The organism is Erythrobacter sp. (assembly GCA_019739335.1).
GTDB lineage: Bacteria > Pseudomonadota > Alphaproteobacteria > Sphingomonadales > Sphingomonadaceae > Alteraurantiacibacter.
Window position 1 is genome coordinate 28001 of sequence record CP073261.1, and the last position, 19206, is coordinate 47206.

Below are 19206 nucleotides of genomic sequence, written 5' to 3' on the forward strand. Positions count from 1 at the left end.
ATCGGATGAAGCTGCTGATTTGCGCCCTGCTGGGCCTGACACTGGTAACGCTTTCGGCGTGCAATACGGTGAAGGGCCTTGGGCGCGACATTGAATCCGTCGGTGAAGCTGGCGATCGCGCCATCTGATTAGTCGCATACCCTGAATTCAGGGTCGCAGGGTGCCCGTCGGAGCGATCCGGCGGGCGCTTTTGCTGTCACAACTTGCGATAAACAAGCGTGAGATTATTGGCCGGCATTTGCACCCGGCGCGTTCGCTGTAGGCCATTTGCCGCAGCCAGCGCGTCTACCCAATCCATATTGCGCAAACCCCATTCCGGATTGCGCGCCTTCAGGCTGGCGTCGAACTCCAGATTGGAGGGGGCCGTAACGACTTCGGGTTCGAGAAACGGGCCGTAAACAATCAACGGGCCACCAACGGGCAGCAATCGCCCGGCTCCAGCCATCAGGCCGACGGTTGCTCCAGGCGGGCTGATATGGATCATGTTGACGCAGAGCATGGCATCCGCGGACGTGAATGGCCAATCGGCTGAGGCAGCGTCAAGCTTTAGCGGCGCGAGCAGCCTGCTTGCCGCTGTCGCGTCACGCCATGCAGCGATCGAGGCAAGAGCGTCCTCGTCCGGATCGGTGGGTTGCCACGCAAGGCCCGGAAAGCGCGGTGCAAGATAGGCCGCATGTTCGCCGGTTCCCGCCGCCACTTCCAGCAAGGTGCCTTGCTCCGGCAGCTCGTCCGCCAGCACCGCACCGATCGGATCGCGGTTGCGCAAGGTGGCGGGTGCGAACCTCCGCGCGTCGATCACAGCTTTAGCCGCTTGCGTGGGCCTGCCAAGGCGCGGGCGCGGCGTTCGCGGATCAGGAACCACAGCAGCAACCCGGCGGGCCCAGCAATGAAAGTCAGCAGCAGCACCGGGGCCTGCGCCAGCTGCGAGAAGCGCTTCTGGTCCGCATCGCGCGCAATCCAGAGTCCGGCGAACAGGTCCAGCGCGAGATAATGAATCCAGCCGATCGTCACCCCCGCGTCCGAACCAAACAGCGCTCGCACCCCGGCTATCGTATAGAATGAGGCCGAGCCGCCCTCGCCCGTGGAAACCGGGTCCACCAAGCCGCCCAGCAGCAACACCATCAGCACCACATAGGCGAGACAGAGCAGTCCCGACCCGCCATAGAATACCAGCGATTGCAGGAACGGGCCACGCGGCAGCGCGATCAGCACCAGCCACATCAGCAGCGCCCAGCCATTGGCGGCGGCGAACAGGGCATCCCAGATCATGTCGTCTCCATAGTGGCTGCGGCTTGACTGCGCCTGAACTCGGTCGCCAGCCGCATCAGTCCATCATGTTCGTGGACGAACTGGCCGCCCGCTTTCGCCACCGCTCCAGCCAGCGCGGCATCGGCCAGGTCGATGGCGCGGATTGAGCGGTACTTGCTGTTATCCCCCCGTAGGAACGCATCGGCCAGCGGCGAAAGAACCTGCCCCAGCTTTTCCAGCACGCGCAGATCGTTGTGCCGCTTGCCGCGCAGCAGGCCGGGGCGGAGCAGATCGAGCCGGTGGAAGTGCAGCGCCTTGAGGTCTTTCTCGGTATCGCCCTTCACCCGCAGGTAATTGTTCTTCGCATAGGGATCGGCGCCTACCGAGGACACCTGCACGAAATTGCGCACCCCCGCATCCTTGGCCGCACGCGCGAGTTCCAGCACCAGATCGTGATCGACCGCGCGAAACGCTTCGCTGCTACCCGCCTTGCGGTGCGTGGTGCCAATCGCGCTGATCACTGCATCCGGGGCTAGCTGAGTGACGATGTCCGGCCACTGTTCGCTTTCGGCCAGCACCAGTTCCATACGCGTGCCAGCCGGAAAAGGTATCTCGCGCCGGGCAAGGCCTTGCAGCGCAATCCCCTGCAGGTCGGGCGAGCGGGCGATGATCGTCCGCCCGATCAGCCCGGTGGCCCCGACCAGCAAGACGCGCGCATGATCAGACATTGGACAGGCCTTCGGGCACCGAACCGAACAGTCGTTCGTACTGGCGGATGGCGTAATTGTCGGTCATCCCGGCGATGAAATCGGCGATGTGGCGAGAGCGTGCAGGTTCATCCGTCGGCAGGCGTTCGGCCCAGCCCTGGGTCATAAGCGACGGCTCATCGTCATATGCGGTGTAGAGTTGCGCGATAACCTGCTGTGCCCGCTCCGCCGTGCGAACCTGGTCCGCATGGTGATAAAGTCGGTCATACATGAAGCGCTTCAGCCGCCGTTCGCGCGCCGCCATGTCAGGAGAGAAGGCAGCGAGTGCCCTGCCCGCGCCGCGCACCTGTTCGACGTTCTCGATACCGGCGAGATTGGCGCGCGTCGTTTCCAGCAGGTCGTTCACCATCACCCCGATCTGGCTACGCACCAGTTCGCGCAGCAACCGCTCGCGCGGCGCACGCGGAAAGCGCGCCTCGACTTCGCGCCACAGGTCGGCAAGGAAATCGAGCGAAAGGAGATCGTCTAGATCGAGAAAACCGGCGCGCAGGCCATCGTCGATATCGTGGTTGTCGTAGGCAATATCGTCCGCCAGCGCCGCCACTTGCGCTTCGAGCGTCGCCCACCGCGCCAAGTCGAGCGGGTAAGCGGCGTCGAGTTCGGCCAGCGCCCACTTCGGCTGCGCCACCGGTCCATTGTGCTTGGCCAGTCCTTCGAGCACTTCCCAGCTCAGGTTAAGGCCTTGCATTTCGCAATAGGGACTGTCGAGCCGCATCACGGTGCGCAAGGTCTGGCCGTTGTGATCGAACCCGCCGTGCGCCGCCAGCGCCAGTTCCAGCGCGTCTTCTCCGGAATGGCCGAACGGCGGATGGCCGAGATCGTGCGCCAGGCACAGCGCTTCGGTCAGGTCCTCTTCTAGCCGCAGGTCGCGTGCGATGACACGTCCGATCTGCGCCACCTCCAGACTGTGGGTGAGCCGCACCCGGTAATGATCGCCATCGGGAGCGATGAACACCTGCGTCTTGCCTGCCAGCCGCCGGAACGCGATCGAATGGATGATCCGGTCCCGATCGCGCTGGAAAGCGGTGCGCGGCCCGCGCGCGGTGTGGCCAGGCTGATCGAACTCGCGCCCGCGACTGGCAGCGGGATCGGCAGCATAGGGGGCGCTCGGCATGGCGCTTGCGCTAGGTGAGCCGCGCCGCACTGGCAACGGGAACAGCCCGCGAACGCCGCGCGAAAAGCGCGGACTGGCCCGCTTTAGCCCGCCATGATCCACTGTGCAGCGGCATCGGCATGGATGCTCATGCAATCATAGATCGGCAGCACGTTGGCGCTGACATCGACGATCAGTTCCAGCTCGGTGCAGGCCAGCACCACCGCTTCCGCGCCGTCGTTGTCGTAACGGGTCAGCATGGACTTTATCGCGCGCTCTGAATCCTTCTTCGCCTTGCCCAGCATCAGTTCCTCGTAGATGATCCGGTCGAGCTCTTCGACATCGTCCATCTGCGGCGGCATCAGGTCCACTCCGTGCGCGACCAGGCGGCGGCGGTAGAAGCTTTCGACCATTACATTGCGGGTGCCGATCAGCATGGCGCGCTCGATCCCGTCAGCCTTCATCTTCTCGCCCACGCATTCGGCGATGTGCAGGATCGGCACGTCGACCTGCGCCTGCACATCGCGATAGACGCGGTGCATCGAATTGGCGGCGATGACGAGCATTTCCGCCCCTGCCGCCGCCAGCCGATTGGCGGCATCGGTCAGCACCTGCGCGCCGCGCGCCCAGTCTTCCTCGCTCTGCAACTGGTAGACCTGCGAAAAATCGAGGCTCTCGATCAGCAACGGCGCGGAGGCGCGCACGTCCATGTCGCGCTGGATCACCTTGTTGATGCGTTCGTAATAGCGAGCGGTGGACACCCAGCTCATTCCGCCGATCAGCCCCAACTTGCGCACGTAAATCCCCTTGCTGTCAGTGGCGAAACGCTAGGGGATATCGGGCGGAGGGTCTAGCGTGCCAACCCGCTTGCACACAGCGCCGCCGAACTGGTGGTGACGGCGATCACTTCGGCATCGCCGACCCGCCGGACCCGCTCCAGATAATCCTGCAGACTCGCTTCGCGCGCGCTGTGGGACGGAGTGCGAAGCTCCTCCAGCTTGCGCAGTTGCGCAATCGTCAGCCGGTCCACCATGCGATCTGCCATGCAGGTAGCGTTCTCATCACCCAGTCCGGCATCAACAAGCGCGCTTTTGACGCGGCTCTCGGCAATTGTCGCGCAGCTCGCCAGCGCCAAGGCAGCGCCCAAGAGGATCGCAGTGCGCATCAGTGCGACAGTGCCTTGACGATTTCCTCGACCATCTTCTTCGCATCGGCGAGCAGCATCATCGTCTGGTCCATGTAGAACACGTCGTTGTCGACGCCCGCATAGCCCACCCCGCCCATAGAGCGCTTGATGAAGAACACCTGCTTGGCCTTGTCGACGTCGAACACCGGCATTCCGTAGATGGGCGAGCTCTTGTCAGTCTTCGCTGCCGGGTTCACCACGTCGTTCGCGCCGATAATGAACGCCACGTCCGCCTGCGCGAATTCGCTGTTGATGTCCTCCAACTCGAACACCTTGTCATAGGACACGTTCGCTTCGGCCAGCAGCACATTCATGTGCCCCGGCATCCGTCCGGCGACCGGGTGGATGGCGAACTTCACTTCGACCCCCTTGGCTTCCAGCACGTCGGTCATCTCGCGCAAGGCGTGCTGCGCCTGCGCCACCGCCATGCCGTAGCCGGGGATGACGATGACCTTTTCCGCCTGTTCGAGCATGAAGGCCGCATCCGCCGCGCTGCCCTGCTTGTAGGGCCGCTGCTCGCGCGCCTCGCCGCCGCCGGAGGAAGCATCCGCGCCGAACCCGCCAGCGATCACCGAAATGAAGCTGCGGTTCATCGCCCGGCACATGATATAGCTGAGGATCGCGCCAGAGGAGCCGACCAGCGCCCCGGTAATGATCATCGCCGTATTGCCCAGTGTGAACCCCATCGCCGCCGCCGCCCAGCCGGAGTAGGAGTTGAGCATCGACACAACCACCGGCATGTCTGCCCCGCCGATAGGGATGATGAGCAGGAAGCCGATGACGAAGGCGAGCACGGTCATCGCCACGATCAGCGGCAAGGTATCCTCCGGACCGGCCATCGCGAATAACGCGGTGAGCACGATGATCGCGGCCAGCGTGCCGAGATTGATGACGTGGCGCCCCGGCAGCATGAGCGGCGATCCGCTCATCTTGCCCGCCAGCTTGGCGAAGGCGATGACGGAACCGGAGAAAGTGATCGCTCCGATGGCAATCCCCAGTCCCATTTCGATCTTGCTGACCGGCGATATCCCGCCTTCGGGCAGCAGCAGGCCGAACGCGCCCGGATTGAGATAGGCCGCCCAGCCCACCAGCACAGCCGCAAGGCCGACCAGCGAATGGAAGCCTGCCACCAGTTCGGGCATCTGCGTCATCGCGATGCGCCGGGCGATGGTGAAGCCGATCAGCCCGCCGATAGCGATGGCAATCGCGATTTCGACGATGTTGGCCATCGAATGGGTGACCAGCGTAGTCACCACCGCGATCAGCATCCCCGCCATGCCGAAGCGATTGCCCTTGCGGCTGCTCGCCGGGCTGGAAAGCCCGCGCAACGCGAGGATGAACAGCACACCCGCCACGAGATAGGCGAGCATCGCCCAGGCGGGAGTTCCCATGCCGTGCGCATCGGCCGCCGCGAGGGCGAGGAAGGACAGGCCCATCACTTATCCTTCTTCTTGTACATCGCCAGCATCCGCTCGGTCACCGCGAAGCCGCCGAAGATGTTGACGCTCGCCAGCACCACCGCGAGCAGCCCCAGCCACTTCGCCACCGCACTCCCCGCCTCTGCGCTGGCAATCAGCGCACCGACGATGATGACCGAGGAAATCGCATTGGTCACCGCCATCAGCGGCGTGTGCAGCGCAGGCGTGACCGACCAGACGACGTAATAGCCGACAAAGCAGGCCAGCACGAAGATCGAGAGGATTGATATGAAGTCCATTAGGCGGAAGCTCCGGTAAATCCTCCCCCCTTGGGGGAGGTGGCAGCCGCGCCAGCGGCTGACGGTGGGGGCAGTTGAGCGCAATAGCGGACAATCGCATCGGCAGTCCCTGAAGCGTCCTTCAAGACGTCGGAAGCGGATACTCGCATGACTTCGACACCCTGCCCGCGCAGCCAATCATCGCGTATGGAATCCCGCGCAGGGCGATTGCCCATGTCATGTGCGATACCATCAACCTCAATACCCAAGTGTTTGGCAGCGCAGTAGAAATCGAGAACGTAATCACCCAGTGGGTGTTGCTTGCGGAACTTCTGCCCGGATGGCTTACCGCGCAGGTGGGTCCACAGGAGCACTTCAGGCAGGGACATGTCCTTGCGCAGTTTCCTGGCTCGCTTGAGCGATTCGGGGGTGTGATCGTCCATCAAACCCCCTCCGTCAGCGCTGCGCGCTGCCACCTCCCCCAAAGGGGGAGGATCACGAAGGGCGCAGTAACCCTCACCCCTTCAGCCTCTCGCTCACCACTTCGCCGCCGCGCGCTAGCCGCACGGCGTCACCGATTTCCGCGTCGAGCACCGGGCGTCCGGCGTCCTTGTCCCAGAAGGCGTTGAGGAAATTGAACAGGTTACGCGAATAGAGCGCGCTGGCATCCGCCGCGAGGTGCGTGGCGGTGTTCGAAAAGCCGATGATCTTCACCCCGTGCTTCTCGACCACCTGATCGGGCACCGAACCTTCGACGTTTCCACCCTGCGCCACGGCCAGATCGAAGATCACGGACCCGCTGCGCATCGTTGCGATCTGCGCGTCCGAAACCAGCCGGGGAGCGGCGCGGCCGGGTATCAGCGCAGTGGTGATGACGATGTCCTGCTTCGCGATATGGCTGGAGACCAGCTCCGCCTGCGCCGCCTGGTATTCGGGCGACATTTCGGTGGCATAGCCGCCCGCACCCTCGCCTTCGATTCCGGCGACATTCTCCACGAACACCGGCTTCGCACCGAGCGACTGGATCTGCTCCCTGGTGGCGCTCCGCACATCGGTGGCGGAAACCTGCGCGCCCAATCGCTTGGCGGTAGCGATCGCCTGCAATCCGGCCACGCCCACGCCCATCACGAACACCTTGGCGGCGGAAATCGTGCCTGCCGCGGTCATCATCATCGGGAAAGCGCGGCCATAGGTATCCGCCGCCGCGATCACCGCCTTGTACCCGGCAAGGTTCGACTGGCTGGAGAGCACGTCCATGCTCTGCGCGCGGGTGATGCGCGGCATGAATTCCATCGCCAGCGCTTCGTATCCGGCGGCAGCATAGGCATTCACCCGCTCGCGCTGTCCGAACGGATCGAACGTCGCCGCCACCCAGGCTCCCGGCTTAGCCCCTGCCAATGCAGCCACTTCGGGCGCCTGCACCGCAAGGACGATATCGGCATCCTTCACCGCCTGCGCCGCAGGAAGCACCTCGGCCCCGGCTTCGCAGTAGGCTTCGTCGGATATCGATGCGGCAACCCCCGCGCCTTCCTCAACCGCCAGCACTGCACCCAGCGCCGTCAGCTTCTTGACCGTTTCGGGAGTGGCGGCAACGCGGCTTTCGCCCGGAGCCTGTTCCTTGAGGACCGCGATCCGCATCCGCCTTCAGCGCCGGACGGTCAGGAAATCAGCGCGACGATGACAAGCACGATTACCGCGATCAGCGGCACCGACCATTTCAACATCCCGATGAAGCTCGAATAGGTGCCCTCGGCGGCATTCATATCGTGCGGATTGGCCATTTTCGCATAAATCCCTTGGCTGGCATTGTTCGACTGCGCTCTGCTCTATCGCTCCCCGCGCGCCCGCTCAAGCCCCGCCCGCGCTTTCCCCGCGATGAAGCCTTAATCGGCTTTTTACACCTCGCTGCTAGCCCACTCGTTCCCCGCCCGCATTTGCCGGGCCAGAATGGTGTGGTTGCATGGCAGATCCCGAACAGCGACTACTGATGCTGATCGACGACGAACCGGCGCAAAGCCGGCTGATTTCAGCGCTCGCCGGGCGCGAGGGCTGGCGCACGCTGGTGGTGAGCGATTCGGAAACCGCGATCGCCACGCTGGGGACGCGGCAGGGTATGCAGCTTTCCGCCATCGTGCTCGATCAATGGGTGCCCGGCGATCGTGCCTGCGAACTGATCGCCGAACTGAAGGACCGCCGCCCCGCGCTGCCCATCCTGATGCTCACCACCAGCACCAGCCCCCAACTGGCGGTCGAAGCGATGCGCGCCGGGGCCACCGATTACCTCGTCAAACCCGTCGCGCCGGACCGGCTGATGCAGGCGCTGCGCAATGCCACGACGCGCGAAAGCCAGCACGACGAACTGACTCCGTTGACCGAGAAGTTCCCCGCCAATCTCGATTTCGAAGCCATGGTCGGCACCGCACCGCCCTTCCGCGATGCGCTGGCCAAGGCGGCCAAGGCGGCGCGCGGGCATGGGCACGTGCTGATCGAGGGCGAATGCGGCACCGGCAAGGAAATGCTGGTGCGCGCGATGCACGCCGCCAGCCCCCGCGTGAAGACCGCCTTCCGGATGCTCAACATCGCCGGCATCCCAGCCAGCAGCCTCGAATCGGTGCTGTTCGGGCACGAGAAGGGTGCCTTCCCCGGCGCCTTCGAGCAGCAGCTCGGCGCAATGCAGACCTGTGACGGCGGCACGCTGGTGCTCGACGAGATCGACCGCCTGCCCACCGACCTGCAGGATCGGCTCGCCGACGTGATCGAGACCGGCCAGGTCAAACCCATCGGCGCGCCCTACGCCTTCAAGGTCGATGTCCGCATCATCGCCGCCAGCAACCTGCCGCTGGCGGACATGGTGGCGACCGGGCACTTCCGCGCCAATCTCCTTTCCGCGCTCTCGCGCACTTCGATCGAGCTGCCGCCGTTGCGCCGCCGCACCGGGGACATCCCCGCGCTCACCCGCCACTTCCTCACCCGCATCGGCGACCAGCCGGGCCTGCGCCCGCTCGGCATCACCTCGGATGCGCTGCAATTGCTCGCTGCCTTCGACTGGCCGGGCAATGTCCGCCAGCTCCAGGCCGTCCTCTTCCGCGCTGCCGTGTTCTGCGACGGCGACGCGCTAACCGCCGAGGACTTCCCGCAATTGCGCGAGATCGTCGGCCATTTCGAACCCCCGCGCATTCCGGTGCGCGAGAGCGCCGGGGTGCAGCTCTACAATGCGGACGGAAACCTGCGCCCGCTCGAAGAGATCGAAGCCGACGTCATCCGCCTCGCCATCGGCCACTATCGCGGCCGCATGACCGAAGTGGCGCGGCGGCTGGGGATTGGTCGCTCGACGCTGTACCGCAAGCTGAGCGATCTTGGCATCGACAACGCGGCTTGAGATGAGCGTCGACGACACTTTGATTGTTCGACGCCTCGAAGGCGAAGTCCATCGGCAAGACCTCGAGGCAGCCAAGAACTATTTCGCTGGCAGCTTTGCAAACTCTCCGTCGAAAGAGTTCACATTTACGGTGGAATTACCTTCCGATGCGATGGGTTGGATTGATGTCCACCTTTTTGATGAGATCGTAAGCCAATGGATTGCCTTCGGTCATGCGCAAAAAGGCGCTCGTTCATCTGATGCCATTAGCCATGCCATAATGCTCGACTTCTTCTGCCAGCTCCAACCGCAAGCCAAAGCACATCGGATAGCTGTAGGAAAGCCCGAGAGCTAAACCTCCAACCCCGCAAAATCCGTCAGCGCCGCGTCCCGCAAACCGCGCCACACGTTGCGCGCTTGCACCGTCTCGAACACATCATGCACCCGCAGCAGTTGCACGCCCGCGTCCATGCCGAGCTGCGCCAAAGCCAGCGAACCGCCGACCCGCTGGTGCGCCGCCACTTCGTTGCTCAGCGCGCCGATCATCCGCTTGCGGCTTGCCCCCAGCAGGAGCGGCTGGCCGAGGGCGTGGAACATGGCGAGGTGATTGAGGAGGGTGAGGTTTTCCGCCAGCGACTTGCCGAAGCCGACGCCGGGATCGAGGATGATCCGGTCCCGCGCCACGCCGCCCGCCAGCGCCCGGTCACGCGCCTCGCGCAGAAAGTCGAACGCGTCGAAAGCCACTGCGGCATAGTCCCCGTTGGCGTGCAGGTCCTCGCCGCTGCCCGGAGCGTGCATCAGCACCACCGGTGCGCCGCTGACTGCGGCGAATTCGAGACTGCGCGGATCGTAGCGCAGCGCGGAGACATCGTTGATCACGTGCGCGCCCGCTTCCAGCGCCGCCTCCATCACTGCCGGACGCCGCGTGTCCACGCTCACCGCCGCACCCATGCCGGTGCAGTGCGCGATGGCGGGGACGACGCGCTTGATCTCCTCGCCTTCCCACACTGCCTTGGCACCGGGGCGGGTGCTTTCGCCGCCAATGTCGATGATCGCCGCGCCCGCTTCGTGCATTTTGGCAGCGTGAGCCTGCATTTCCTCGGCATCGTCCATGAACTTGCCGCCATCGGAGAAGCTGTCGGGCGTGACGTTGAGAATGCCCATGACCTGCGGCTGGTCGAGCCGGATCGTGCGGCTGCCCAGTTGCAGCGGCACATGCGCGGTGCGCAGGTTCGCCCATTGCGCCTCGGCCTCCGCGCCCATCGCGTCGGGCAGTTGCGCGAAGACGTCCGCAATCCCTGCCGCCGTGGTGACGTGCCGCGCCACCACCCGCCCCTCGCGCCGCAGAACGACCGCGAACTCGCGCGCATAGACCATCCCGCCCGCCAATCGCACCGCATCGCCCTCGACCGCCTGCGGGCCTGAAACCGTGGTGATGGGGTGGATGTAGACAGTTTGGATCATGCTCTATCTTTCAATGGCTTGGCCGAGACATGGACCGGGTGTTACACGGTCCAAAGGGGGAAATCCGCAACTGTCACCTTTGGTGCGCAAAGCGTCACCTTGGGGTAGACTCCGGAACTTATCGGTGCAGTCATAATTGCGCTTCAAGCACAAGGCGAGGTCAGTAGGAAAGTTGCACGCGGAGACGCGGAGACGCGGAGGAGGATTTTGCCGCGCCGCAGGCGCGATAAGGATTTAGGCTCACAGAGACACAGAGGCACAGAGAAGCTTGGCGCAAGCCTCTCTGTGCCTCTGTGTCTCTGTGAGCGTCTAAAATGGATTTGCGCCTCCGGCGCGAAGGCAGACCCTCCGCGTCTCCGCGTGCCAACGAAATTCAGTCCTCCGCCGCCAGCAGGTACAGCCCCCGCGCTGCGTCGATCGGCTTCACCTCGCCCCCCGCGTCGTAGTGCCAGAAAGTCCAGCCGTTGCAGCTCGGCGCGCCTTGCAGGTCCTTGCCCACGCCGTGGATCGAACCCACTTCCTTCCCGCACACAATCGAGCCGTCCATCCGCACCGTCGCGGTCCAGCGGCGCTGCTTGTCGAAAATCTCCGTTCCCGGCTTGAGCAGCCCGGCCTCGACCACTTGGCCGAAGGCGACGCGCGGCTGGGTCTTGCGGCTCTGCATCGTTGCCAGAGCGCTTTCGTCCAGCGGCAATTCCTTGGCGATTCGCGCTTCGGCCACCTTGCGATAGGCGCTCTCGCGCTCGCAGCCGATCCATTCGCGGCCCAGCCGCTTGGCCACCGCGCCGGTGGTGCCGGTGCCGAAGAACGGATCGAGCACCACGTCGCCCGCCTCGGTGGTCGCCAGCAGCACGCGATAGAGGAGCGCTTCGGGCTTTTGCGTCGGGTGCGCCTTGTGGCCGGTGTCGTCCTTCAGCCGTTCCCCGCCCGAGCAGATCGGGAAGGTCCAGTCGCTGCGCATCTGCAATTCGTCGTTGAGCGTCTTCATCGCGCGATAGTTGAAATGGTACTTGGCCTTCTCGCCCTGGCTGGCCCAGAGCAGGGTTTCGTGCGCGTTGGTGAAGCGGGTGCCGCGAAAATTGGGCATCGGGTTGGTCTTGCGCCAGACGATATCGTTGAGCAGCCAGAAACCGAGATCCTGCAGGATCGCGCCGACGCGGTAGATGTTGTGATAGCTGCCAATCACCCACAGCGCGCCATCGGGCTTGAGCACGCGGCGGCATTCGGTGAGCCAGTCGCGGGTGAAATTGTCGTAAATCTGGAAGCTGTCGAACTGGTCCCAGTGATCGGTTACCGCATCGACCTTGCTGCCGTCGGGCCGGTTCAAATCGCCGCCGAGCTGGAGATTGTACGGCGGATCGGCGAAGACCAGATCGATGCAGGCATCGGGCAGCTTGCGCATTTCCTCCACGCAATCGCCCGCTAGGATTTGGCCGATAGGCAGGTCTGCCTTGTCGACCGCCACTTTGCGGGCGCGCTGCTTCGGCGCGCGGATTTTCGTCAGTTGATTCACCGGATACCCCTCAAGAGCCTGTGCTGTCTGGGTGGAAACGTCGTCATCGCGTCAGGAGGCCCGCTGGCAAGGCGCGGGGCGCAGTACGGGTCCGGATACCCGTGCAAGCCACGCAACGTAGTCCAGCGGGCCTCACTGACGCGACCCCGGAGGGGCGGGCCGATTGTGGCCCGGCGCGTCGTTGCTCGTCGGTCACTATGCTTCGGCATGGCTCCCTCCTCGCGCCTATCGCCGGGCCACAATCGGCTCCGTGCCGACGCTTCCACCCAGACAGCACAGGCTCCCGTTATCCACAGGGTGAGTCCCCGGAGTCCTGAGGTCAAGCGGCAATTTTCTGACGGTTCTCGAAGCTTGAGGGAGAACGAAAAGAGTCCGGCACAAGATGTTGAGTCCCTTGCGATACCGGGGACTCATCATGCTGTGGTGTGGCGTGAAGGACTCGCGCCAGTAATTAGGCGAATAACAGCGCCGTGTTGGCGACGAACCCGGCAAGAAGAAGCAGGCCGAGCTTGCGTCCGATATGGCTGGCGTAGCGGCATAGCGCCAGCATCAGTAGCGACGCCACCGCCAGGATCGGCAATTCTACGTCCAGCATTTCTGCTGGGATGGGCAACGGGGCGATTGTCATCGTCGCGCCGCCGATCAGCAGGATGTTGAAGATATTCGATCCCACCACGTTGCCCACCGCCAATTCGGGCCGGCCGCGCAGCGCAGCCGCCAGCGAGGCCGCGAGTTCGGGCAAGGAGGTGCCGACCGCGACGATTGTGAGGCCGATGACGGTTTCGGAAACTCCGGCGATCGTTGCCAGTTCGATCGCTCCTGTCACCAGAATCTGGCCTGCCCCGATCAGCAGCGCCACGCCGCCTGCAAACAGGGCAACGGCCAGCCACAGCGAAAGCGGCCTGTCATCCTCTTCGACATCAAGACTTTCGGGTGGATGGCGAACCCTCCAGATCGCGTAGATGACCAGCGCGGCAAGCAACACCGCGCCGATCCACGGCGCTGCCATCTGCCAAAAGGTGAGCGCCCAAAGCGCCAGCGTTGCGATCAGCCCGACCACCGCATCGCGCTTGCCCACACCGTGCATGGCAATCGGTGCGACCACAGCCGTCACACCGAGAATAAGCAGGATGTTCGCGAGATTGGAGCCGATCACATTTCCCCAGGCGATACCGGGCGAGCCCAACATGGCGGCTTCCACGCTGGCGACCATTTCCGGCATTGAGGTTGCCGCACCGACGATCACCACACCGGTGACGAGGTGCGAGATCCCCAGCCGGTTGGCCATTGCCACCGCGCCGCGCACCAGCAATTCGCCGCCGATGAACAGCCCGGCAAGCCCAGCAACAATGGTGAGAATCAGGATCAGCATTGTTCGTTCAGCCTAGAGCACCATTTCCAGTTGCGCCACCGGGGCGAAACTGCGGCGGTGCAGCGGCGTGGCTCCGTGAATTCGTAGCGCTTCCAGGTGCTGTTTGGAGCCGTAGCCCTTGTTGCTTTCCCAGCCGTAATGCGGGTGTTCACGGGAAGCTTCAACCATCAGCCGATCACGATATTCCTTGGCGAGGATGCTCGCTGCGCCGATGCAAGCCTCGCGCCCGTCTCCGCCCACAATCGGCGTGGCAGGCCAGCGCCACTCCGCACAGCGGCCCTGCGGAGTGAGGTTGCCGTCGATCAGCGCGGCCAGATCGTGGCGACCGATTGCCGTGCACAATTGCTCCATTGCCAGGCTCATCGCCAGCATCGTTGCGCCGAAGATGTTGCGCCGGTCGATCTCCTCGACACAGACCACCCCGATGCCGAAAGCGCAGCGGCGGCGGATGCATGCCTCTGCCTCGGCACGGGACTTCGCGGTGAGCACCTTGGAATCGCCGATGCCCTTAGGTGCAGGCTTGCACAGCAGCACGGCAGCCGCCACAACTGGCCCGGCAAGCGGTCCGCGCCCCGCCTCGTCCACTCCGGCGATCAGCGGGTGCGGGCCCAAACCGCTACAAAAATCGGCAGAAGGCGTTCCTGACATCATGCGCAACATCATCCTCGGCTCCGTCCTATTCCCCGCAACGCTGCTTCTCGCAAGCTGTTCGAATGCCCAGACAGGGGATACCGCGCCCACCTCCACCCCCTCGCCTGCAGGGCTGGTTGCGGGTGAAGCGGTGGAACTGGCCGAGGGTTCGCCCTTCACCGCCGCCAGCCACGGAGCTTTCGACGAACCCTGGGCGATGGCCTTCCACCCGCAGACGGGCGTGATTTTCATCACCGAAAAGCCGGGGACGATGAAGTTCTACGATCCGGCAAGCGGTCGCACCGGGGAAGTGACCGGCCTGCCCGAAGTGGCCTATCGCGGTCAGGGGGGCTTGGGCGATTTCGCCTTCGCTCCCGATTTCGCCGATAGTGGCCACGTCTATCTCAGCTGGGCACAGGCGGTGGAGGGCGGCACGGTCGCCACGCTTGGGCGCGGCACGCTGGTGTGCGACACGGCGGACGCTTGCCGCATCGACGGCCTTACCGAAATCTGGCGCCAGAGCCGCGCTGGGGAGCGCCCCGGCCACTATTCGCACAAGATCGCCTTCTCGCCCGACGGGCAGCACCTGTTCCTTTCCAGCGGAGACCGGCAGGAGCAGGATCCGGCACAGGACCTGTCCAACAATTTCGGCGCGGTGCTGCGGCTCAACCTCGATGGCACCGCGGCGGCGGGCAATCCCTTTGCCGAACGCGGCGCGCCTGCGGATCAGATCTGGTCCTACGGCCAGCGCAACATCCTCGGGCTGAAATTCGATTCCGCCGGACAGTTGTGGGGACTGGAGCATGGCCCTGCCGGGGGTGACGAACTGAACCTCGTTCAGCGCGGGGCAAACTATGGCTGGCCGGTGCGGTCCAATGGCAACAATTACAATGGCTCCGATATCCCGGATCATACGCCGGACGATGGCTTTTCCCGGCCTTCGATCAGCTGGAACCCGGTGATCGCACCGGGTGACATGATCTTCTATTCGGGCGATATGTTCGCCGACTGGCGCGGGCAATTGCTGGTGGCGAACCTCGGCACGCAATCGATCACTCGCATTTCAACCGATGCCGATGCCAATAGCGCCCAAGAATTGTCGCGCTATGCCTTCCCCCGGCGCCTGCGCGATATTGCCCAGGCAGGCGACGGCGCGATCTGGGTGATCGAGGACGGCGACGGCGGGCGGCTGTTGCGGCTAACGCCAGCGAGTTGACAGTTACGGCGGAAACAATTGCGCGGGGGAGCGCCCGCCCCTATCGGCGCGCCTCCATGACTGATGCCGCCACCGCCACCCTGATTCCGCTGGGACAAGTCGATCCGCCGATGATCGAGCTTCTGCTCGATCGAGCCTTCGGACCCGATCGCCATGGCCGCACTGCCTATCAGGTACGCGAAGGCACCGAATGGCTCCCCGCGCTCAGCTTTGCGGCGCTCGATGCGGAGGAAATGCTGGTTGGCACGATCCAGGTGTGGCCGGTAGCGCTGACCGACGGCACTGGCCGCCGCCACCCGATGCTGATGGTCGGCCCGGTCGCGGTGGTGCCCGAACGGCAGGGGGAAGGCTTCGGCCATGCGCTGATGGCGGCCACGGCGGGCGCTATCGATCCGGCCGCACCGCTGCCACAGGTGATGATCGGCGACCCGGAATTCTACGAACGCTTCGGCTTCTTCGCCGCCCCGGCACAGGGCTGGACACTCCCCGGCCCATACGAGCAGCGCCGCCTGCTGGTGCGCGCGGCAAATCCTGCCATTCTTCCGGCACAAGGCACGCTCGGCCCTTGGATTGGTTAGGCGGCTCTGGCATCGATGATTCGATGCCGTACGAACCGCCTCCTGAACTTGCCGGACTGTCGCTCGCGCAGGTCGCCGAACTGGTCGCCGCGCGCAAGCTGCCGCCGGTGGAACAGTGGGATCCGCCCGAGACGATCGATAGCCAGATGCGGATTGCGGCGGACGGGACCTGGTTCCACGAAGGCCGCCCGATCACCCGCCCGGCGATGGTGCGCGCCTTTGCCAGCCTGCTGCTGCGCGACGAAAGCGGGCAGCACTGGCTGATGACGCCGCATTGTCGCCAGTCGATCGTGGTTGAGGATGCTGCATTTATCGCGGTGGATATGCGGGAAGCAGACGACGCCCTCGCCTTCCGCCTGAACACCGACGAACTGGTGCTGGCCGGGCCGGACAACCCCCTGCGCTCGGCAGGCGATCCCGAGGCGCCCGCCGTCTACCTCACCGTACGCCACGGCTGCGAGGCGCGGCTCAACCGCTCGACATGGCTGCAACTGGCGGAGCTGGCACTGGCATCAGGGGGGGAGCCGAAAGTCAGCAGCCAAGGCAGCACATTCTCGCTGGTGCCTGCATGAGCAGCCTGTTCACTCGCCTTGCCCGCCTGTTCGATGCCAGCCACCACATCGGCTACGAGGGTCTGCGCGATGATAGCGATTTCGCCCGCCAGCCGTTGCGCGATGCTGCCGTGCTGATGGCGGTGACCAGTCGCGCGGATCCCGGACTGCTGCTCACCCGGCGACCGGAAACGATGGTCAATCATCCGGGCCAGATCGCCTTTCCCGGCGGCAAGCTCGAACCCGGCGAGGATGCCGTGGCCGCGGCCTTGCGAGAGGCAGAGGAAGAGCTGTCCATCGAACCCGCGCAGGTGCAGGTGGTGGGCGCGGCGCAGAGTTTCGTTACCGGCACCGGATTCAATCTCACCCCCGTGCTCGGGCTGATCCCGCCCGATCTGCCGATCACACCCGATCCGCGCGAAGTGGACGGCTGGTTCGAAGTGCCGCTGCGCCACGTTCTCGACCAGCGAAACCATGTCGCCAAGGTCGGCCTCTTCATGGGGCACGAGCGGCCCTATACCGAAATCGAATGGCAGGGGCACCGGATCTGGGGGATCACTGCCGGGATCATCGTCAACCTCTCGCATCGGCTGGCGTGGGAGGAACTGGTCGATGGCTAGGCTTCCCGCAGCGGAATGGACCAAGCGCGCGGACCTCGCGCAACTGGTCGCGGCATTGGGCGCGGCAAATGTCCGCTGGGTCGGCGGGGCGGTGCGCGATACGCTGCTGGAACTGCCGGTAAAGGACATTGATGCCGCCACCCCGCTGGTCCCCGACGAAGTGATCGCTCGGCTGAAGCAGGCGGGGATCAGGACCGTCCCGACCGGAATCGATCACGGCACCGTCACTGCGCTGCTCGCTGGTGGCCCCGTCGAGGTCACCACCCTGCGCAAAGACGTTTCCACCGATGGTCGCCGCGCAACAGTCGCTTTCGCCAGCGACTGGCGGGACGATGCCGCACGGCGCGATTTCACGATCAATGCGCTATATGCCGAACCCAACACACTGGAGATTGCCGACTGGTTCGGCGGGCTGGACGATCTGGCGGCTCGGCGGGTGAGCTTTATCGGCGAGGCGCGCGAAAGAATTCGCGAGGATCACCTGCGGATCCTGCGCTATTACCGCTTTCAGGCACGTTTCGGGGCAAGACTCGACGCGGAGGGCGAAGAAGCCTGCGCCGAGCTGGCGCCGATGCTCAAGGGGCTGAGCCGCGAGCGGGTGGCCTCGGAACTGCTGGCGATCCTCGCCCTTCCCGATCCGCACGAAACCTTGGCGCGGATGCATGCGTGTGGCGTGTTGCCCGTGGTGCTTCCCGAAGTCACTCACGAAGGCTTGAAGGCATTTAAGGGACTGGTCGCACACGAGGCTGCGCAAGAGATTGAACCCTCGGCAATCCGCCGTTTAGCCGCTCTCCTGCCACCGCAGCCGAAAAACGCGGAACAGGTCGCCGCACGGTTGCGTCTGTCCGTCGCACAGCGGAAGCATCTCGCTCGTCTCGCCGAACGCAACAGCACGTCAGAAGGCGCGCGAGAAGGCGCGCGCGTACTCGCCTATCGCGAGGGCCATCAGGTCGCCCGTGACCTGCTGCTGCTGGGCAACCTGCCGCTTGATTCGATAAATGGCTGGCAAATACCTGTTTTTCCAATGAAAGGCGGGGAGATCGTCGCCCGCGGAGTCTCTGCCGGACCGGAGGTTTCCCGCGTCCTGCGCGCCGTCGAAACCCGCTGGATCGCCGAGCAATTTCCTGATCGTTCGCGCGTTCTCGCGCTGCTGGACGCCGAATTATCGGACCGAAGCGCCACCCGGGAACCCGATCCTCGGGGTTGAGTTGAAAGAGTTGATGGTGCAGGCAGGGTTCATGGGGCTCTGCCATAACCCCATACGACGGGTTTTGAGGCTTTCAGTCTCCCAATATGTCTACCCTTTCGGGTGTGCTTCCCGTTTCACCTCGTCCGACAACGTCGGATTGGATTTGAACCCGTGCGCCGCTGGCGTCGCTCGGACAAAAGGAATTTTTATGAACCGCTTTACCCTCGCCGCCGCTGCTGTCGCAGCAACCACCTTTGCCGCGCCTGCCATGGCGCAGGATGTCGGCGCGACCGTGATGGGCAATGATGATGCCGCAATCGGCACCGTCCTCTCCAACGATGGCACAACCATTGTCGTCGATACGGGCGCGCAGCAGGTGCCACTTGGCCCAGATGCCTTCGCCCAGCGTGAAGGCGTGTGGACGCTCAACACTACAAAGGCTGAACTCGATGCCAGCTGGGCACAGCTCGTCGCCGAACAGGAAGCTGCGCTTACCGCCGCGCTGGTTGTCGGCGCCTCGGTCATGACGGCCGATGCCCAGGATCTCGGTACAGTCGAGGAGATCAACGCCGACGCCGTCGTAGTGAACCACGCCGACACACCGCTGGCGCTGCCGATCAACCTTTTCGGTGTCGATCCCGAAGGCAATCTGATCGTGCTGGCCAATATGGCGGACATCATGGCGGCCATGTCGCAAGCACAGGGCTGAGCTTTTCAGTCGTCAC

The 19206-nt window shown here is 64.4% G+C and carries 24 protein-coding genes; 9 read left to right on the forward strand and 15 right to left on the reverse strand.

Annotated elements, in window-relative coordinates; genetic code table 11:
• Window positions 1-5 precede the first annotated feature (5 nt).
• Window positions 6-128, forward strand: a complete 123-nt coding sequence (locus JY451_00135; GenBank protein QZH75091.1) for an entericidin A/B family lipoprotein — start codon at window positions 6-8, stop codon at window positions 126-128.
• A gap of 68 nt (window positions 129-196) precedes the next feature.
• Here the strand turns inward: JY451_00135 and JY451_00140 are convergent, their stop codons facing one another.
• The 11 genes from JY451_00140 to JY451_00190 all read right to left on the reverse strand — a co-directional run bounded on the left by JY451_00140 (window position 197) and on the right by JY451_00190 (window position 7771).
• Window positions 197-796 carry a DUF938 domain-containing protein gene (locus JY451_00140; GenBank protein QZH76465.1) on the reverse strand — a complete coding sequence of 200 codons (600 nt, stop codon included), beginning with the start codon at window positions 794-796 and terminating at the stop codon, window positions 197-199.
• Complete coding sequence (locus JY451_00145) at window positions 796-1269, reverse strand: DUF4281 domain-containing protein (protein ID QZH75092.1); 474 nt, start codon at window positions 1267-1269, stop codon at window positions 796-798. Before JY451_00145 ends, JY451_00140 begins: the two co-directional genes overlap by 1 nt.
• Complete coding sequence (locus JY451_00150; protein QZH75093.1) at window positions 1266-1976, reverse strand: NAD(P)H-binding protein; 711 nt, start codon at window positions 1974-1976, stop codon at window positions 1266-1268. The genes JY451_00145 and JY451_00150 overlap by 4 nt, the downstream gene beginning before the upstream one ends.
• The gene (locus JY451_00155) at window positions 1969-3129 is read right to left on the reverse strand and encodes a deoxyguanosinetriphosphate triphosphohydrolase (protein QZH75094.1); all 1161 of its coding nucleotides are present in this window, start codon (window positions 3127-3129) and stop codon (window positions 1969-1971) included. The genes JY451_00150 and JY451_00155 overlap by 8 nt, the downstream gene beginning before the upstream one ends.
• An 83-nt stretch (window positions 3130-3212) precedes the next feature.
• A complete protein-coding gene (locus tag JY451_00160) occupies window positions 3213-3905 on the reverse strand; it encodes an amino acid racemase (protein QZH75095.1) in 693 nt (230 codons plus the stop codon).
• A 53-nt stretch (window positions 3906-3958) separates the two neighbouring features.
• Window positions 3959-4273: a hypothetical protein gene (locus tag JY451_00165; GenBank protein ID QZH75096.1), complete on the reverse strand. Its 315-nt coding sequence runs from the start codon at window positions 4271-4273 to the stop codon at window positions 3959-3961.
• A complete protein-coding gene (locus tag JY451_00170) occupies window positions 4273-5730 on the reverse strand; it encodes an NAD(P)(+) transhydrogenase (Re/Si-specific) subunit beta (GenBank protein ID QZH75097.1) in 1458 nt (485 codons plus the stop codon). The genes JY451_00165 and JY451_00170 overlap by 1 nt, the downstream gene beginning before the upstream one ends.
• Entirely contained in the window at window positions 5730-6011 is a 282-nt protein-coding gene (locus JY451_00175; protein ID QZH75098.1) for an NAD(P) transhydrogenase subunit alpha, read from the reverse strand. The genes JY451_00170 and JY451_00175 overlap by 1 nt, the downstream gene beginning before the upstream one ends.
• Window positions 6011-6433 carry an endonuclease domain-containing protein gene (locus tag JY451_00180; GenBank protein ID QZH75099.1) on the reverse strand — a complete coding sequence of 141 codons (423 nt, stop codon included), beginning with the start codon at window positions 6431-6433 and terminating at the stop codon, window positions 6011-6013. Before JY451_00180 ends, JY451_00175 begins: the two co-directional genes overlap by 1 nt.
• 73 nt (window positions 6434-6506) lie before the next feature.
• Complete coding sequence (locus tag JY451_00185) at window positions 6507-7628, reverse strand: NAD(P) transhydrogenase subunit alpha (protein ID QZH75100.1); 1122 nt, start codon at window positions 7626-7628, stop codon at window positions 6507-6509.
• 20 nt (window positions 7629-7648) lie between these two features.
• On the reverse strand, window positions 7649-7771 hold the full coding sequence (locus tag JY451_00190) for an aa3-type cytochrome c oxidase subunit IV (GenBank protein QZH75101.1): 123 nt from the start codon (window positions 7769-7771) through the stop codon (window positions 7649-7651).
• A 179-nt stretch (window positions 7772-7950) separates the two neighbouring features.
• On the opposite strand from JY451_00190, the gene JY451_00195 reads away from it, so the two are divergent.
• Window positions 7951-9369 carry a sigma-54-dependent Fis family transcriptional regulator gene (locus tag JY451_00195; protein ID QZH75102.1) on the forward strand — a complete coding sequence of 473 codons (1419 nt, stop codon included), beginning with the start codon at window positions 7951-7953 and terminating at the stop codon, window positions 9367-9369.
• Between the two features lies 1 nt (window position 9370).
• Window positions 9371-9703: a hypothetical protein gene (locus tag JY451_00200; GenBank protein QZH75103.1), complete on the forward strand. Its 333-nt coding sequence runs from the start codon at window positions 9371-9373 to the stop codon at window positions 9701-9703.
• Here the strand turns inward: JY451_00200 and folP are convergent.
• From folP to JY451_00220, 4 genes are all read right to left on the reverse strand, one after another.
• On the reverse strand, window positions 9700-10812 hold the full coding sequence (folP, locus tag JY451_00205) for a dihydropteroate synthase (protein ID QZH75104.1): 1113 nt from the start codon (window positions 10810-10812) through the stop codon (window positions 9700-9702). The two genes, JY451_00200 and folP, sit on opposite strands and share 4 nt — an antisense overlap.
• A 373-nt stretch (window positions 10813-11185) precedes the next feature.
• Window positions 11186-12214 carry a site-specific DNA-methyltransferase gene (locus JY451_00210; GenBank protein ID QZH76466.1) on the reverse strand — a complete coding sequence of 343 codons (1029 nt, stop codon included), beginning with the start codon at window positions 12212-12214 and terminating at the stop codon, window positions 11186-11188.
• Window positions 12215-12776: 562 nt separating this feature from the next.
• Window positions 12777-13697: a calcium/sodium antiporter gene (locus JY451_00215; protein QZH75105.1), complete on the reverse strand. Its 921-nt coding sequence runs from the start codon at window positions 13695-13697 to the stop codon at window positions 12777-12779.
• 12 nt (window positions 13698-13709) lie between these two features.
• A complete protein-coding gene (locus JY451_00220; GenBank protein ID QZH76467.1) occupies window positions 13710-14348 on the reverse strand; it encodes a ribonuclease HII in 639 nt (212 codons plus the stop codon).
• On the opposite strand from JY451_00220, the gene JY451_00225 reads away from it, so the two are divergent.
• The 6 genes from JY451_00225 (at window position 14347) to JY451_00250 (ending at window position 19190) form a co-directional block, all read left to right on the forward strand.
• The gene (locus JY451_00225; GenBank protein ID QZH75106.1) at window positions 14347-15543 is read left to right on the forward strand and encodes a PQQ-dependent sugar dehydrogenase; all 1197 of its coding nucleotides are present in this window, start codon (window positions 14347-14349) and stop codon (window positions 15541-15543) included. The genes JY451_00220 and JY451_00225 overlap by 2 nt on opposite strands.
• 56 nt (window positions 15544-15599) lie before the next feature.
• A complete protein-coding gene (locus JY451_00230) occupies window positions 15600-16121 on the forward strand; it encodes an N-acetyltransferase (GenBank protein QZH75107.1) in 522 nt (173 codons plus the stop codon).
• 23 nt (window positions 16122-16144) lie between these two features.
• Complete coding sequence (locus JY451_00235; protein ID QZH75108.1) at window positions 16145-16693, forward strand: DUF1285 domain-containing protein; 549 nt, start codon at window positions 16145-16147, stop codon at window positions 16691-16693.
• Window positions 16690-17292, forward strand: coding sequence for a CoA pyrophosphatase (locus tag JY451_00240; protein ID QZH75109.1), 603 nt, complete (start codon window positions 16690-16692; stop codon window positions 17290-17292). The genes JY451_00235 and JY451_00240 overlap by 4 nt, the downstream gene beginning before the upstream one ends.
• Window positions 17285-18499: a CCA tRNA nucleotidyltransferase gene (locus JY451_00245; GenBank protein ID QZH75110.1), complete on the forward strand. Its 1215-nt coding sequence runs from the start codon at window positions 17285-17287 to the stop codon at window positions 18497-18499. Before JY451_00240 ends, JY451_00245 begins: the two co-directional genes overlap by 8 nt.
• 190 nt (window positions 18500-18689) lie before the next feature.
• A complete protein-coding gene (locus JY451_00250; GenBank protein QZH75111.1) occupies window positions 18690-19190 on the forward strand; it encodes a hypothetical protein in 501 nt (166 codons plus the stop codon).
• The last annotated feature ends 16 nt before the right edge of the window (window positions 19191-19206 follow it).

Bases quoted from the DNA above. Each gene is read 5' to 3' on its own strand.
- JY451_00220 (QZH76467.1), bottom strand. From the start codon at position 14,348: ATGATGTCAGGAACGCCTTCTGCCGATTTTTGTAGCGGTTTGGGCCCG.
- JY451_00175 (QZH75098.1), bottom strand. From the start codon at position 6,011: ATGGACTTCATATCAATCCTCTCGATCTTCGTGCTGGCCTGCTTTGTC.
- JY451_00240 (QZH75109.1), top strand. From the start codon at position 16,690: ATGAGCAGCCTGTTCACTCGCCTTGCCCGCCTGTTCGATGCCAGCCAC.
- folP (QZH75104.1), bottom strand. From the start codon at position 10,812: ATGATCCAAACTGTCTACATCCACCCCATCACCACGGTTTCAGGCCCG.
- JY451_00195 (QZH75102.1), top strand. From the start codon at position 7,951: ATGGCAGATCCCGAACAGCGACTACTGATGCTGATCGACGACGAACCG.
- JY451_00185 (QZH75100.1), bottom strand. From the start codon at position 7,628: ATGCGGATCGCGGTCCTCAAGGAACAGGCTCCGGGCGAAAGCCGCGTT.
- JY451_00170 (QZH75097.1), bottom strand. From the start codon at position 5,730: ATGGGCCTGTCCTTCCTCGCCCTCGCGGCGGCCGATGCGCACGGCATG.
- JY451_00180 (QZH75099.1), bottom strand. From the start codon at position 6,433: ATGGACGATCACACCCCCGAATCGCTCAAGCGAGCCAGGAAACTGCGC.
- JY451_00225 (QZH75106.1), top strand. From the start codon at position 14,347: ATGCGCAACATCATCCTCGGCTCCGTCCTATTCCCCGCAACGCTGCTT.
- JY451_00135 (QZH75091.1), top strand. From the start codon at position 6: ATGAAGCTGCTGATTTGCGCCCTGCTGGGCCTGACACTGGTAACGCTT.
- JY451_00250 (QZH75111.1), top strand. From the start codon at position 18,690: ATGAACCGCTTTACCCTCGCCGCCGCTGCTGTCGCAGCAACCACCTTT.
- JY451_00145 (QZH75092.1), bottom strand. From the start codon at position 1,269: ATGATCTGGGATGCCCTGTTCGCCGCCGCCAATGGCTGGGCGCTGCTG.
- JY451_00150 (QZH75093.1), bottom strand. From the start codon at position 1,976: ATGTCTGATCATGCGCGCGTCTTGCTGGTCGGGGCCACCGGGCTGATC.
- JY451_00245 (QZH75110.1), top strand. From the start codon at position 17,285: ATGGCTAGGCTTCCCGCAGCGGAATGGACCAAGCGCGCGGACCTCGCG.
- JY451_00230 (QZH75107.1), top strand. From the start codon at position 15,600: ATGACTGATGCCGCCACCGCCACCCTGATTCCGCTGGGACAAGTCGAT.
- JY451_00235 (QZH75108.1), top strand. From the start codon at position 16,145: ATGCCGTACGAACCGCCTCCTGAACTTGCCGGACTGTCGCTCGCGCAG.
- JY451_00190 (QZH75101.1), bottom strand. From the start codon at position 7,771: ATGGCCAATCCGCACGATATGAATGCCGCCGAGGGCACCTATTCGAGC.
- JY451_00210 (QZH76466.1), bottom strand. From the start codon at position 12,214: ATGCGCAAGCTGCCCGATGCCTGCATCGATCTGGTCTTCGCCGATCCG.
- JY451_00200 (QZH75103.1), top strand. From the start codon at position 9,371: ATGAGCGTCGACGACACTTTGATTGTTCGACGCCTCGAAGGCGAAGTC.
- JY451_00155 (QZH75094.1), bottom strand. From the start codon at position 3,129: ATGCCGAGCGCCCCCTATGCTGCCGATCCCGCTGCCAGTCGCGGGCGC.
- JY451_00165 (QZH75096.1), bottom strand. From the start codon at position 4,273: ATGCGCACTGCGATCCTCTTGGGCGCTGCCTTGGCGCTGGCGAGCTGC.
- JY451_00215 (QZH75105.1), bottom strand. From the start codon at position 13,697: ATGCTGATCCTGATTCTCACCATTGTTGCTGGGCTTGCCGGGCTGTTC.